The organism is Thiomonas sp., assembly GCF_034007205.1.
Classification (GTDB): Bacteria; Pseudomonadota; Gammaproteobacteria; order Burkholderiales; family Burkholderiaceae_C; genus Thiomonas.
Genome location: NZ_JAVERI010000005.1, coordinates 80,511 through 94,516, shown reverse-complemented (window position 1 = coordinate 94,516; position 14,006 = coordinate 80,511). Strand labels below are relative to the sequence as shown.

The following is a 14,006-nucleotide window of genomic DNA, read 5'->3' as shown; positions in this document are numbered from 1 at the left end:
TATGGTCTGCGCACAATCGGTTTCTCCTCGGCCGTCGATCAGCTTCGAGTTCTTTCCGCCCAAGACACCGGAGGGCGCGGACAAGCTCCGGGCCGTGCGGCTGCGCCTGTACGCGCGCCGGCCCGAGTTCTGCTCGGTGACCTTCGGCGCCGGCGGCTCCACGCAGGAAGGCACGCTGCAGACGGTGCGCGACATCCTCGCCGAAGGCGTGGACGCCGCGCCGCATCTGTCTTGCATCGGCGCCAGCCGCGACTCGGTGCGAGCGCATCTGCAGAGCTTTCGCGCCGCCGGCGTGCGCCGCATCGTCGCGCTGCGCGGCGACCTGCCTTCGGGGTACGGCATGGGCGGCGAGTTCCATCACGCCCGCGATCTGGTGGCGTTCATCCGAGACGAGACGGGCAACGCGTTTCACATCGAAGTGGCCGCCTATCCCGAAATGCATCCGCAGGCCAGGAGCCCGCAGGACGATATGCGCCATTTCGCCGACAAGGTGCGCGCCGGGGCGAACTCGGCCATCACGCAGTATTTCTTTAACGCAGCGGCGTACCGCCGCTTCGTCGACGACGTGCGCGCGCTCGGCCTCGATGTGCCGGTGGTGCCGGGCATCATGCCCATCACCAATTCCAGCCAGCTCCTGCGTTTCTCCGAAGTGTGCGGCGCGGAGATTCCGCGCTGGATCAGGTTGCGTCTGCAGAGCTATGGCGACGACCGAGAGAGCATCCGCGCCTTTGGCCGCGAGGTCGTGAGCAGCCTGTGCGAAGAACTCATCGCCAGCGGCGCCCCAGGGCTGCATTTCTACACCCTGAACCAGGCCGAAGCCACGCTGGCCGTGCTCGACGATCTCGGACGTTAAGCGGTTCTGGGCGGGCCGCTGGCGGCATGCAGCAGCAGCGCCGCCAGCGCGAAGCCTGCGCCCGCTGCGGTCACCGCGAGCCAGCCGCCCGCCGTCCACGCATGGCTGGCGACGAACGATCCCACCGAGCCGCCGATGAAATACAGCGTCATGTACACGGCGTTGATGCGGCTGCGCGCCGCTGCGTCCAGGGCGTAGATGCGGGTCTGGTTGGCGATCTGCGCGCCCTGCACCCCGGCGTCGAGCACCAGCACCCCGGCGATCAGCCACCACAGCCCGTGCGTGCCCGGCGCGAACAAGGCCCATGACAGCACGGTGAGCGCCAGGGCGACGAACAGCACGCGGCGCGGTCCGCCCGGCTTGTCGGAATGGCGGCCGGAGATCGGCGCCACGGTGGCGCCCATGATGCCCAGAATGCCGAATGCGCCCACCGCCGCAGGACCGTAGCCATAGGCCGGGCTCTGCAGCAGCGGCGTGAGCCCCACCCAGAACACGCTGAAGCTGGCGAAAAACAGCCCGCCGGTGATGCCGGCAAGGCGCAGATCGCGGTGCAGGGTGAACTGCTTCAGGGTGGAGCCGAGCAGGGCGGCATAGCTCTGGTTGGTGGCGTGCGCATCGACCGGCAGACGCGGCAGCACGCGCCAGAGCATGATCCCCATGCCGATGTTCACCAGTGTGGCAAAGCCGAACACCGCCTGCCAGTTCAGCAGCGCCGCGATGCCGCCTGCCAGCACCCGCCCGCCCAGAATGCCCACCAGCAGGCCGCTCATCACCAGGCCGATGGCCTTGCCGCGCGCCTGCGGCGGCGCGAGGTGCGCCACCATCGGGATGATCTGCTGCGCAATGCTGGAGAGCATGCCGATGGCGAAAGAGGCCGTGGCCAGGATGGCGACGCTGGGCGCCAGCGCGGCGCCGATCAAGGCCGGAACGAGCAGCGCGGCCATGATCAGAATCACCCGGTGTCGCGCATGCCGGTCGCCCAGCGGGCCGAGGAGCAGCAGCCCGGCGGCGTAACCGATCTGCGTGGCCGAGGGCACCGCCGCCACGCCGGCCACCGTGGTGTGGAACTGCCGCGCGAACTGCTCCAGCAGCGGCTGGGCGTAGTAGATGTTGGCTACCGATATGCCGCAGGCCAGCGCCATGAAGCCGATGAAATGGCGCGAAAGCGGCGGGTGTGCGGTGGTCTGCCGGGGGGAGGGAGATGGGTTTGTCGACATGGAGCTGTTTTTTATATTCGGTATTGTCGCGGTGCATCAAAACGGCTGCTTGCCGGAGGACTTCACCCGGGCCCGCCCGGCCCTACACTGCAATGTCTTCGATTTCATCTTGTTCTCCTGACCATGTCTCAAGCTCTCGATTCCGCGGTTCAAGCCGCGCTGCAAACCCTTCAAGACCCGCAGACCGGCGCTTCGCTGGTCGCGGAAAAGGCCATCAGGAATCTGCGTGTGGATGGCGGCGACGTGTCGCTGGAGGTCGAACTCGGCTACCCGGCGCGCAGCCTGCACGCCGATCTTCAGAAGCAGGTCATCGCCGCGCTGCGCGCCGTGCCCGGAGTGCAGAACGTCTCGGTCACGGTGCGCAGCAACGTGCTGCCGCACGCGGTGCAGCGTGGGCTCAAGCCGCTGCCCGAAGTGAAGAACATCATTGCGGTGGCATCGGGCAAGGGCGGGGTGGGCAAGAGCACCACGGCGGTCAACCTGGCGCTGGCGCTGGCTGCGGAGGGCGCGCGCGTCGGCCTGCTCGATGCCGACATCTACGGCCCGTCGCTGCCGATGATGATGGGCATTTCCGGCCAGCCGCAAAGCGCCGACGGCAAGAGCATGGAGCCGATGGAAAACTATGGCGTGCAGGTCATGTCCATCGGTTTTCTCATCGACCAGGACAATCCGATGATCTGGCGCGGCCCGATGGCCACGCAGGCGCTGGAACAACTGCTGCGCCAGACCACCTGGCAGGACCTCGACTACCTCGTCGTCGACATGCCGCCGGGAACCGGCGACATTCAACTGACCCTGAGCCAGCGCGTGCCGCTGACCGGCGCCGTCATCGTCACCACGCCGCAGGACATCGCCCTGCTCGACGCGCGCAAGGGGTTGAAAATGTTCGAGAAGGTCGGCGTGTCCATTCTGGGCATCGTGGAGAACATGGCCATGCATGTGTGCACGAACTGCGGCCATGTCGAACATGTTTTCGGCGAGGGCGGCGGTCAGCGCATGAGCGCCGACTACGGCGTCGATTATCTGGGCGGCCTGCCGCTGGACATCCGCATCCGCGAACAGGCCGATTCGGGTCGCCCCAGCGTGGTGTCCGATCCGGAAGGCGCAATCGCGCAAAGCTACAAGTCGATCGCCCGCGCCGTTGCCGTGAAAGTGGCGCAGCAAGGCCGCGACTATTCCGCCCGCTTCCCGACCATCAGCGTGCAGAACAGCTGAAGTCGTCCGAGGCGAGCCGCCATGACTGCCCGCTGGCAATTCTGGATCGACCGCGGCGGCACGTTCACCGACATCGTCGCGCGCCGGCCCGATGGGGGCTTGGAGACGCACAAGCTGCTGTCGGAGAACCCGGAGCAGTACCGCGACGCGGCGGTGGCGGGCATGCGCCAATTGCTGGGTTTGCCGCCTGATGGACTGATCACGCCCGAGCTGGTGCACAGCGTGCGCATGGGCACCACGGTGGCGACCAACGCCCTGCTGGAGCGCAAGGGCGAGCCGCTGGTGCTGGTGACCACGCGCGGGTTTGGCGATGCGCTGCGCATCGGCTATCAGAACCGGCCCAGGCTGTTCGATCGCCGCATCGTGCTGCCGGAGATGCTTTATCAGCGGGTCATCGAGGCACAGGAACGCGTGGGCGCGGACGGCACGGTGTTGCAGCCGCTCGATGAAAGCGCGCTGCGGCGCGAACTGCAGGACGCTTTCGGCTCCGGGCTGCGCACGGCGGCCATCGTGTTCATGCACGGCTGGCGCTACACCGCGCATGAACAGGCTGCGGCGCGCATCGCACGCGACATCGGCTTCACGCAGGTGAGCACATCGCACCAGAGCAGCCCGCTGATGAAATTCGTCTCGCGCGGCGACACCACGGTGGTCGACGCCTATCTCTCGCCCATCCTGCAGCGCTACGTCGATCAGGTGGCTGCCGAGATGCCGGGGGTGAAGCTGCTGTTCATGCAGTCCAGCGGGGGCTTGACCGAGGCGCACTCCTTTCATGGGAAGGATGCGATTCTGTCAGGCCCGGCGGGCGGCATCGTCGGCATGGCGCGCACCGCGGAGCAGGCGGGCCATGCCAAGGTCATCGGCTTCGACATGGGCGGCACGTCCACCGACGTGTCGCATTACGCCGGTGAGTTCGAGCGGGTGTTCGATACCGAGGTGGCCGGGGTGCGGGTGCGCGCGCCGATGCTGCACATCCACACCGTTGCGGCGGGGGGTAGTTCCATTCTGCACTTCGACGGCGCCCGGCTGCGCGTGGGGCCCGACTCGGCCGGCGCCAACCCCGGCCCGGCCTGCTACCGCCGCGGCGGGCCGCTGACCATCACCGATGCGAATGTGCTGCTGGGGCGCATTCGCCCCGAGCATTTTCCCTTCGTGTTCGGGCCGCGCGCCGATGAACCGCTGGATGCCCAGGTGGTGCGCCAGCGTTTCACCGAACTGGCCGCGCGCATCGCTCAAGATACCGGCCTGCCGCAGACCCCGGAGGGTGTGGCCGAGGGCTATCTCGCCATTGCGGTGCAGGCCATGGCCGGGGCGATCAAGCGCATTTCGCTGGCGCGCGGACATGACGTGGCGTCTTATGTGCTGCAGTGTTTTGGCGGCGCCGGCGCGCAGCATGCCTGCAGCGTGGCCGCTGCGCTGGGCATGCAGCGGGTGTTCATACACCGCTTCGCCGGGGTGCTTTCCGCCTATGGCATGGGGCTGGCCGAGCAAACCGCGCTGCGGCAGCACAGCGTCGAGGCGCCCTTGCACGACGAGCTGATGCCGCGGCTGCATGCGCTGCGCGATGAACTGGCGGATCAGGCGCTGCAGGAACTGCTGGCGCAGGGGGTGCACGCCGAAAGCATCCGGCTGCGGGTGCAGGCGCTGCTGCGCTATGCGGGCAGCGAGGCCGCGCTGCCGGTGACCTTGCAACACCCGGCGGCGATGCGCGCCGAATTCGAGCGCGGCTATCTGCAACGCTTTGCCCACCTCATGCCCGAGCGCGGCCTGGTGGTCGAAGCGCTGACGGTCGAAGCCGCAGGCGGCGGCACTTCTGTGGCGAACGAGGCGATGCAGCCCGAGACGCCGGGCGAGATGAGCGTGCAGGCCGGACTGCCCGTGTTCATCGGCGGGCGCTGGCAGCATGCCGCGCTGGTACGCCGGGCCGACGCGCTGCCGGGGCAGCACATCGACGGCCCGGCGCTGTTCATCGATGCCCACACCACGGTCCTCGTCGAGCCGGGCTGGCGGGCGCGCATCACCGCAGCCGGTCATGTGGAGCTTCAAAGGCAGTCGGCCCAGGCGCGCGTAGGGCAGGCCGATACCGCGCCCGATCCGGTGCGGCTGGAACTGTTCAACAACCAGTTCATGCACATCGCCGAGCAGATGGGGGTGCAACTGCAGAACACCGCGGTCTCGGTCAACATCAAGGAGCGGCTGGATTTTTCCTGCGCGCTGTTCGACAGCCAGGGCCAGCTCATCGCCAATGCGCCGCACATGCCGGTGCATCTCGGGTCGATGGGCGAGAGCATCCAGACGGTCATCCGCGAGAACCACGCCACCCTGCGTCCCGGCGATGTGTTCATGCTCAACGACCCCTATCACGGCGGCACGCATCTGCCCGATGTCACCGTGGTCACGCCGGTGTTCGACGATGACGGAGCAGAGGTGCTGTTCTACGTGGGTTCGCGCGGCCACCATGCCGACATCGGCGGCATCACGCCCGGCTCGATGCCGCCGTTCTCGCGCAGCATTCTCGAAGAGGGCGTGGTGATCGACAACTTCAGGCTGGTGGAAGCAGGCCGCTTGCGCGAAGCCGAAGTGCTGGCCTTGCTTGCGCAGGGCGCATGGCCGGCGCGTAACCCGCAGCAGAACCTCGCCGACCTCAAGGCGCAGATCGCGGCCAACCAGACCGGCGCGCACGAGCTGCGCAGGCTGGTGGCCGATTATGGCCTGAACGTGGTGCAGGCCTATATGCAGCATGTGCAGGACAACGCCGAGGCAGCGGTACGGCGGGTGATCGGCGCGCTGCACGACGGTGCTTTCAGCCTCGAACTCGACAGCGGCGCGAGAATCCGCGTGGCCATTCGCGTCGACCGCGAGCGGCGCGAGGCCGTGATCGACTTCACCGGCACCTCCCCGCAACAGCCCGACAACTTCAACGCGCCCAGGGCCGTCACGGTGGCGGCGGTGCTGTACGTGTTTCGCTGTCTGGTCGATGACGACATTCCGCTCAACGCCGGCTGCCTCAAGCCCCTGCACCTCATCGTGCCCGAGGGCTCGATGCTCTGCCCGCGCCCGCCGGCCGCCGTGGTCGCGGGCAATGTGGAGGTCAGCATGGCCGTGACCAATGCGCTGTTCGGTGCCCTGGGCGTGCAGGCTGCGAGCCAGTGCACCATGAACAACTTCACCTTCGGCAATGCGCGGCATCAGTATTACGAGACCCTTGCCGGAGGCTCGGGCGCAGGCGGCCTGTTCGACGCGCAAGGCCGGCTCACCGGCGGTTTCGACGGCGCCGACGTGGTGCAGAACCACATGACCAACTCCCGCTTGACCGACCCCGAAGTGCTGGAATGGCGCTACCCGGTGCGGCTGGAGAGTTTCGCCATTCGCCCCGGTACGGGCGGAGCAGGGCGCTGGCGCGGCGGTAATGGCGGCGTGCGGCGCATCCGTTTTTTGGAACCCATGAGCGCGGGCATTCTGTCCAACGGTCGCCGCGTGCCGGCCTTCGGCATGGCGTGCGGCGCGCCCGGCGCGGTGGGCGCCAACCGCATCGAGCGCGCCGATGGCCGCATCGAGCCGCTGCCGGCTTGCGCCAGCGCAGAAATGCAGCCGGGCGATGTGTTCATCATCGAAACGCCGGGCGGCGGCGGTTATGGTTGAGGATTTGAACCGTTGAACCGAGGAACCGCATGACCCCTGTCCTGGCCGATACGCCGCCCATCGTCACCCTCACGCTCAACCCCTGCGTGGACGTGAGCTACGACATCCCGCAACTCATCGAAGACCAGAAAGTCCACGCCATCGCCACCCGGCTCGATCCGGGCGGCAACGGCATCAACGTGGCGCGCGCGCTCAAGCGGCTGCGCGCCCCGGCGTGGGCCTGCGCCACGGTGGCGGGCGAAATCGGGCTGCTGTTCGAGCGTCTGATTCGCGGCCAGATCGACCACCCGCATCTGGTGCGCATCGACGGCGAAACCCGCATCAACACCACCCTGCAGCAGCGCCAGCCGCGCGCCCAGTTCGAGGTCAGCGCCGCCGGCCCGGTGATCGATGAGCCCACGCTGGACCGCATCAGCGCCGAAGTGCTCGCGCTGACGGGCAGGGGTTACGCCGTGCTCACCGGCTCACGCTCGCCGGGTGTGCCGACGTCCTACTACGCCGAACTGTGCACTGCCCTGCGGGCGCAGGGCGCAAGGCCCGTGGTGGACGCGCGGGGCGAGGCGCTGGCGCAGGCCGTGGCCGCGCGGCCCTACCTCATCAAGCCCAACCGCTTCGAACTCGAACAACTGCTGGGCCGACCCCTGCCCACGCGAGACGACGTGCTGCGCGCAGCCGCCACCCTGCATGCGCAGGGCGTGGACTGGGTCTGCGTCTCGATGGGCGGCGAGGGCGCGGTGCTGGTCGGTGCCGAGACTTACATCGGGCAGGCGCCGCAGGTGCAGGTCGTGTCCACCGTCGGCGCGGGCGATTCGATGGTCGGCGGTCTGGTCGCCGCCCTGTCGCGCGGTGAAACGCCTGCCGAAGCGCTGCGCCTCGCCCTGGCCTGCGGCAGCGGCACCTCGGAGCAGCCGGGCACCGAATTGTTCGACCCGCTGCGCCTGGCAGAACTGAAGGGCCGCACCGTGGTGCAGCGGATCGGATGAAGGTGACGAGATTCGCCGGAAATCGCTGGAAATATTCAGCGTTTGATCTGTTCAGCGCTTGATCGCGCGCCAGCCGATGTCGCGGCGGCATTGCATGCCATCGAAATGAATCGTGTGGATGGCTTCGTAAGCGCGTTGTTGCGCGATGCGGGGCGAATCGCCTAAAGCGGTGACCGCCAGCACCCGGCCTCCCGAGGTGCGCAGCACGCCCTGCGCGTCAAGCGTGGTGCCGGCGTGGAAGGTGATGCAATCGGCCGTTTCGGGCGGGATGCCGGTGATGACGTCGCCCTTGCGCGGGTTTTCCGGATAGCCGTGCGCGGCGAGCACCACGGCGAGCGCGGTGCGGCGGTCCCACTCCAGTTCGACCTGGTCGAGCCGGCCGGCCAGCGCCTTGTCGAACACCACCGAGAGGTCGCTCTTGAGGCGCGCCATGATGGGCTGGGTTTCCGGGTCGCCCATGCGGCAGTTGAATTCCAGCGTCTTGGCGCGGCCGTGGGCGTCGATCATCAGTCCGGCGTAGAGAAAGCCGGTGTAGGGAATGCCGTCGGCCGCCATGCCCTTGACCGTGGGCTGGATGATTTCGCGCATCACGCGGGCGTGCACCTCGGGCGTGACCACGGGCGCGGGTGAGTAGGCGCCCATGCCGCCGGTGTTGGGGCCGTTGTCGCCGTCGAGCAGGCGTTTGTGGTCTTGGCTGGAGGCCAGCGCGAGCACATGCAGGCCATCGACCATGACGATGAAGCTGGCTTCCTCGCCCTGCAAAAACTCTTCGATGACCACGCGCGCGCGGCCCGCGTTGTGCTGCACGCCGTAGCGGTTGGCCTGCAGCATGTCGTCGATCGCGGCGTGGGCTTGGTCCGCCGTCTGCGCCACCACCACGCCCTTGCCCGCGGCCAGGCCGTCGGCCTTGACGACGATGGGCGCGCCGTGCTCGTCCACATGGGCATGCGCCGCTGCAGCGTCTTCGAACGTGGCATAGGCCGCAGTGGGGATGCGGTGCCGCGCCATGAAGTCCTTGGAGAACGCCTTGGAGCTCTCCAGTTGGGCCGCGGCGCGTGTCGGGCCGAAAATCTTCAGCCCGCGGGCGCGAAAGCCATCGACGATGCCCGCGGCCAGCGGCGCCTCGGGGCCGACCACGGTGTAGGCGATTTTTTCGCGCGCGCAGAACTCGGCCAGTTCTTCGGCGTTGGCGACCTGCAGGTTCTCCAGCCGGGGATCGAGCGCGGTGCCGCCGTTGCCCGGTGCAACATACACGGTTTGCACCCGTGGCGATTGCGCCAGCTTCCAGGCGATGGCGTGCTCGCGTCCGCCCGAGCCGATGACGAGGAGTTTCATGGGGAGGGCGCGTATCAGGCGAAGGTGGCGTTGTGATAGACCTCTTGCACATCGTCGAGGTCTTCCAGCGCGTCGATGAGCTTTTGCATCTTCTCGGCGTCGTCGCCCGCGAGTTCGACCGTGTTGTCGGCGCGCAGGGTGATGACGGCGAGTTCCGGCTGCAGCCCGGCGGCTTCGAGCGCAGCGCGCACGGCCTCGAACTGCGCTGGCGGGGTGAGCACTTCGATGGCGCCATCGTCATCGGTGATCACGTCGTCGGCGCCGGCTTCGAGCGCGGCTTCCATCACCTGGTCTTCGGAGGTGCCGGGGGCGAAGATCAACTGTCCGCAATGCCTGAACTGGAAAGCCACCGAGCCTTCGGTGCCCAGATTGCCGCCGTGCTTGGACAGCGCATGCCGCACTTCGGCCACGGTGCGCACCCGGTTGTCGGTCAGGCAGTCGATGATCAGCGCCGCTCCGCCGACGCCATAGCCTTCATAGCGGATTTCTTCGTAATGCACGCCTTCGAGCGCGCCGGTGGCCTTGTCGATGTTCTTCTTCACCGTGTCCGCCGGCATGTTGGCGGCCTTGGCCTTGTCGACCGCCAGACGCAGCCGGGGATTGGCGGCTGGGTCGCCGCCGCCCAGGCGGGCCGCGGCAGAGATTTCACGGATGATCTTGGTCCAGACCTTGCCGCGCTTTTCGTCCTGACGGCCTTTGCGGTGCTGGATATTGGCCCATTTGGAATGTCCGGCCATGGTGGTGCGATGCTCCTGATGAAAGCCCTGCGCCGGGGTGAACGTGTCGCAAGGCGTTGATAGACTGCGGATTCTACTTTCGCGCCTTGCGCTCTACCTCCCTCATACCCAGGCTGCAGCCATGTCCGACCCCCTTCTCATCGCCCAGCACGGCAAGGTGCAATGCCATCTGTTGCCGCGGCTGTCCAATCGTCACGGCCTGATCACCGGCGCCACCGGCACCGGCAAGACCGTCAGCCTGCAGGTGCTGGCCGAGGCGTTTTCACGCATCGGCACGCCGGTGTTCATGGCCGATGTGAAGGGCGACCTGACCGGGCTTTCCCAAGCGGGCGCGATGGGCCCCAAACTGGCCGAGCGGCTCAAGACCCTAGTCCTGCCCGAGCCGACCTTCGGCGCCTGCCCGGTGACGCTGTGGGACGTGTTCGGCGAGCAGGGCCACCCCATCCGCGCCACCATTTCCGACATGGGGCCGCTGCTGCTGGCGCGGCTGCTGCAGCTCAATGAAACGCAGGCCGGCGTGCTCAACCTGGTGTTCAAAATCGCCGACGACAACGGCCTGCTGCTGCTCGACCTGAAAGACCTGCGCGCCATGCTGCAGGAAGTGGGCGATAACGCGGCGCGCTTCACCACCGAGTACGGCAATATCAGCGCGGCCAGCGTGGGCGCGATCCAGCGCGGGCTGCTGCAGCTCGAAACCCAGGGCGCCGATCAGTTTTTCGGCGAGCCCATGCTCGATATCGACGACCTGATGCAGACCGACGGCCAGGGGCGTGGCATGGTCAACATCCTCGCCGCCGACAAGCTCTATCAGGCGCCGCGTTTGTATGCCACCTTCCTGCTGTGGCTGCTGTCCGAGCTGTTCGAGCGCCTGCCCGAGATCGGCGATCCCGATCAACCCAGGCTGGTGTTCTTCTTCGACGAGGCGCATCTGCTGTTCGACGATGCGCCCAAGCCGCTGCTGGAGAAGATCGAGCAGGTCGTGCGCCTGATTCGCTCCAAGGGTGTGGGGGTTTTTTTCGTCACGCAGAACCCGCTGGACATTCCCGATACGGTGCTCGGCCAGCTCGGCAACCGCATCCAGCACGCGCTGCGCGCCTTCACCCCGCGTGACCAGAAGGCGGTGAAAACCGCGGCCGACACCATGCGTCCCAATCCCGGTCTGGACGTGGCGCAGGCCATCACCGAACTCGCGGTGGGCGAGGCGCTGGTGTCGCTGCTCGACGAGAAGGGCCGTCCGACCCCGACCGAGCGCGTGTGGATGCTGGCGCCCGGCAGCCGCATCGGCCCCATCACCCCCGAGGAGCGCAAGGCGGTGATGCAGGGTTCTCTGGTGGCGGGGGTGTATGAAAAGGCGGTGGACCGCGAATCGGCCTACGAGTTGCTCAAGGGCCGGGTGGAAGCCGCCCCGCGAGCGCCCGCGCCTGCCGATTCAGGCGGTGGTCTGCTCGATTCGCTCGGGGAGGGGCTGGGCGGTCTGGCGCGCGGGTCGGGCCGCAAGGATTCTCTGCTCGAAACCCTGGCCAAGTCGGCGGCGCGCAGCATCGGCAGCAGCGTTGGCCGCGAAATCATCCGCGGCGTTCTCGGCGGACTGCTGGGGGGGAGCAAGCGGCGCTGAGTCGCCGATGCAGCTTAGCGGTCGTCCCAGTCGCGGTGACCCCCATGGCGGCCGTGATCATGCCGCCAATGATCGCGATCCCAGCGGCGCAGCGGCACGCCATACACCGGGCCGTAGACCGGGGCATAGCCGTAGTAAACCGGGCGCGGCGGAGGCGGCGGCGCGAAATACACCGGAGGCAGCCGCGGCGGCGGGGCATAGACCACCGGCGGCGCGTACACGACGGGCGGCGCCTGATACACCGGATAAGCGTTGGAAAATGTACTCACGACGCCGGGAACCCCGACGTTGAGCGACCAGTACACCCGGTCGGCGTGCGCGGCAGGGGCGGCGACGAGGGCGGCGCTGCCCGCAAGGGCGAAAACGATTTGGCGGAACATGATGCAAACCTCCTGAGCAATCTTGTGGTTCGTGCTGGAGTAACGGCAGATGCCTGGGCTTGCCGACATCGTGCGTGAAGTTTTTTCAGTGCCGCAGGCCATCTGCCTGGCAGGTTTGAGTATTGCACTGCAACACCGCCCCATTCCAGCCTGTCCCAGACCTGTTCAAATAGCGCGGTTATGGATTCCACAGAAAAACCCTCCAATTTCCTGCGTCAGATCATCGAGCGCGATCTGGCGCAAGGCACTTATGCGAACCGGCGCTTCGCCGGTCATCCGGCCGATGCCGCCGGCCACGCCGCAGGGCAGCCCGACGCCGCGCGCATCCGCACCCGCTTTCCGCCCGAGCCCAACGGCTATCTGCACATCGGCCACGCCAAGAGCATCTGCCTGAATTTCGGCTTGGCGCAGGACTACGGCGGCGTCTGCCACCTGCGTTTCGACGACACCAATCCCGAAAAGGAGGAACAGGAATACGTCGATGCGATTGTCGAAATGGTGCGCTGGCTGGGCTTCGACTGGAATGTCGGCGGGGTGTCGCACCTGTTCTACGCCAGCGACGACTTCGACTTCATGTACCGCTGCGCCTGCGCGCTGATCGAGTCCGGCCTGGCCTATGTCGACGAGCAGGGCGCAGACGACATGCGCCGCAACCGCGGCACGCTCACCGAGCCGGGGGTGGACAGCCCGTGGCGCGACCGGCCCGCCGCCGAAAGCCTGAAACGGTTCGAGCAAATGCGCGCGGGCCAACACCCGGAAGGCAGCATGGTGCTGCGGGCGAAGATCGACATGGCCTCGCCCAATATCAATCTGCGTGACCCGGTGATCTACCGCATCCGCTTCGCGCATCATCACCGCACCGGCGACACTTGGTGCATCTACCCCATGTACACCTTCGCGCATCCCATCGAGGACGCGATGGAGTGCATCACCCACAGCATCTGCACGCTGGAGTTCGAGGACCAGCGGCCGTTCTACGACTGGCTGCTCGATCACCTCGTGCGGCTGGGGCTTGTGGCCAGCCCGCGGCCGCACCAGTACGAATTCGCCCGGCTCAACCTCACCTATGTGGTGACGAGCAAGCGCCGGCTGGCGCAACTCGTCGCCGAAGGCCATGTCGACGGCTGGGACGATCCGCGCATGCCCACGCTGGTGGGTCTGCGCCGCCGCGGCTACACCCCCGAGAGCCTGCGGCTGTTTGCCGAGCGCATCGGCGTGAGCAAGGCCGATTCCTGGATCGATTACAGCGTGCTCGAACAGGCGCTGCGCGACGATCTCGACACCCGCGCACCGCGCGCGATGGCGGTGCTCGATTCGCTCGAACTGGAGCTCACCAACTGGGCCGAGGTGTTCGGCAGCACAGCGCACGCCGAGCCTTGCAGTGCACCGGCGCATCCCGCGCATCCCGAGATGGGGCGGCGCAGCTTCGACCTCACCGCGCGGGTGTGGATCGAGCGCGAAGACTTCAAGGAGGCTCCGCCCAAGGGCTATCACCGCCTCACGCCCGGTGGTTTGGTACGGTTGAAATACGGCTATGTGGTGCGCTGCACCGGCTGCGAAAAAGACGCCGAGGGCCGGGTCGTCAAGGTACTGGCCGAGCTGTTGCCCGACACCAAAAGCGGCACCCCGGGCGCTGACGCGGTCAAGGTCAAAGGGGTGATCACCTGGGTGAGCGCCAGTCTGGGCGCGGCCGCGCAGGTGCGACTGTTCGATCGGCTGTTCACCCAGGCGCAGCCCGACGCGGGCGGGCGCGATTTTCTGTCCGCGCTCAACCCGCAGAGCAGACAGACGGTGCAGGCCTATGTCGAGCCTGCGCTTGCGGACGCGCCCGCAGGGGCCTGGTTCCAGTTCGAGCGTCACGGCTATTTCGTCGCCGATCGCATCGACCATGCGCCGGGTCGGCCGGTGTTCAACCGCACCACCACGCTCAAGGACAGTTGGGGCAGGTGATGCGGGCGCTTGATGACACCCCGAGCTTCGGCGCCCCCATGCCTGCGGGCAGCAGCGCGCTGGCCGCCTGCAGCAACAG

The 14,006-nt window shown here is 67.4% G+C and carries 10 protein-coding genes; 6 read left to right on the top strand and 4 right to left on the bottom strand.

From position 1 onward, the window contains the following. Nucleotide 1: 1 nt before the first annotated feature. Nucleotides 2-853: a methylenetetrahydrofolate reductase [NAD(P)H] gene (gene metF, locus RBR52_RS05790; RefSeq protein WP_320376249.1), complete on the top strand. Its 852-nt coding sequence runs from the start codon at nt 2-4 to the stop codon at nt 851-853. On the opposite strand, the gene RBR52_RS05785 is transcribed toward metF, so the two are convergent. After that, the gene (locus tag RBR52_RS05785) at nt 850-2,070 is read right to left on the bottom strand and encodes an MFS transporter (protein ID WP_320376248.1); all 1,221 of its coding nucleotides are present in this window, start codon (nt 2,068-2,070) and stop codon (nt 850-852) included. The genes metF and RBR52_RS05785 overlap by 4 nt on opposite strands. Nucleotides 2,071-2,193: 123 nt before the next feature. On the opposite strand from RBR52_RS05785, the gene apbC reads away from it, so the two are divergent. The 3 genes from apbC to RBR52_RS05770 are packed head-to-tail and all read left to right on the top strand — an operon-like array spanning nt 2,194 to nt 7,910. Next, nucleotides 2,194-3,285 (top strand): iron-sulfur cluster carrier protein ApbC, encoded by a 1,092-nt coding sequence (apbC, locus tag RBR52_RS05780; RefSeq protein WP_320376247.1) that lies wholly within the window; start codon nt 2,194-2,196, stop codon nt 3,283-3,285. A 21-nt stretch (nt 3,286-3,306) separates the two neighbouring features. Beyond that, on the top strand, nt 3,307-6,927 hold the full coding sequence (locus tag RBR52_RS05775; RefSeq protein ID WP_320376246.1) for a hydantoinase B/oxoprolinase family protein: 3,621 nt from the start codon (nt 3,307-3,309) through the stop codon (nt 6,925-6,927). Nucleotides 6,928-6,956: 29 nt separating this feature from the next. Continuing rightward, entirely contained in the window at nt 6,957-7,910 is a 954-nt protein-coding gene (locus tag RBR52_RS05770) for a 1-phosphofructokinase family hexose kinase (protein WP_320376245.1), read from the top strand. A 51-nt stretch (nt 7,911-7,961) separates the two neighbouring features. On the opposite strand, the gene purD is transcribed toward RBR52_RS05770, so the two are convergent. Both purD and RBR52_RS05760 read right to left on the bottom strand, forming a co-directional pair. After that, nucleotides 7,962-9,245, bottom strand: coding sequence for a phosphoribosylamine--glycine ligase (gene purD / locus RBR52_RS05765; protein ID WP_320376244.1), 1,284 nt, complete (start codon nt 9,243-9,245; stop codon nt 7,962-7,964). Nucleotides 9,246-9,259: 14 nt separating this feature from the next. After that, a complete protein-coding gene (locus tag RBR52_RS05760; RefSeq protein WP_320376243.1) occupies nt 9,260-9,982 on the bottom strand; it encodes a YebC/PmpR family DNA-binding transcriptional regulator in 723 nt (240 codons plus the stop codon). A gap of 121 nt (nt 9,983-10,103) precedes the next feature. On the opposite strand from RBR52_RS05760, the gene RBR52_RS05755 reads away from it, so the two are divergent. Beyond that, complete coding sequence (locus RBR52_RS05755; RefSeq protein ID WP_320376242.1) at nt 10,104-11,597, top strand: helicase HerA-like domain-containing protein; 1,494 nt, start codon at nt 10,104-10,106, stop codon at nt 11,595-11,597. A gap of 14 nt (nt 11,598-11,611) precedes the next feature. Here the strand turns inward: RBR52_RS05755 and RBR52_RS05750 are convergent, their stop codons facing one another. Beyond that, nucleotides 11,612-11,977: a glutelin gene (locus RBR52_RS05750; RefSeq protein ID WP_320376241.1), complete on the bottom strand. Its 366-nt coding sequence runs from the start codon at nt 11,975-11,977 to the stop codon at nt 11,612-11,614. A gap of 180 nt (nt 11,978-12,157) precedes the next feature. On the opposite strand from RBR52_RS05750, the gene RBR52_RS05745 reads away from it, so the two are divergent. Beyond that, entirely contained in the window at nt 12,158-13,927 is a 1,770-nt protein-coding gene (locus RBR52_RS05745) for a glutamine--tRNA ligase/YqeY domain fusion protein (protein WP_320376240.1), read from the top strand. Nucleotides 13,928-14,006 lie beyond the last annotated feature (79 nt).

Excerpts from the sequence above, each read along its gene's own strand:
- purD (WP_320376244.1), bottom strand. The coding sequence starts at position 9,245 with ATGAAACTCCTCGTCATCGGCTCGGGCGGACGCGAGCACGCCATCGCC.
- metF (WP_320376249.1), top strand. The coding sequence starts at position 2 with ATGGTCTGCGCACAATCGGTTTCTCCTCGGCCGTCGATCAGCTTCGAG.
- RBR52_RS05785 (WP_320376248.1), bottom strand. The coding sequence starts at position 2,070 with ATGTCGACAAACCCATCTCCCTCCCCCCGGCAGACCACCGCACACCCG.
- RBR52_RS05755 (WP_320376242.1), top strand. The coding sequence starts at position 10,104 with ATGTCCGACCCCCTTCTCATCGCCCAGCACGGCAAGGTGCAATGCCAT.
- RBR52_RS05745 (WP_320376240.1), top strand. The coding sequence starts at position 12,158 with ATGGATTCCACAGAAAAACCCTCCAATTTCCTGCGTCAGATCATCGAG.
- RBR52_RS05760 (WP_320376243.1), bottom strand. The coding sequence starts at position 9,982 with ATGGCCGGACATTCCAAATGGGCCAATATCCAGCACCGCAAAGGCCGT.
- apbC (WP_320376247.1), top strand. The coding sequence starts at position 2,194 with ATGTCTCAAGCTCTCGATTCCGCGGTTCAAGCCGCGCTGCAAACCCTT.
- RBR52_RS05770 (WP_320376245.1), top strand. The coding sequence starts at position 6,957 with ATGACCCCTGTCCTGGCCGATACGCCGCCCATCGTCACCCTCACGCTC.
- RBR52_RS05750 (WP_320376241.1), bottom strand. The coding sequence starts at position 11,977 with ATGTTCCGCCAAATCGTTTTCGCCCTTGCGGGCAGCGCCGCCCTCGTC.
- RBR52_RS05775 (WP_320376246.1), top strand. The coding sequence starts at position 3,307 with ATGACTGCCCGCTGGCAATTCTGGATCGACCGCGGCGGCACGTTCACC.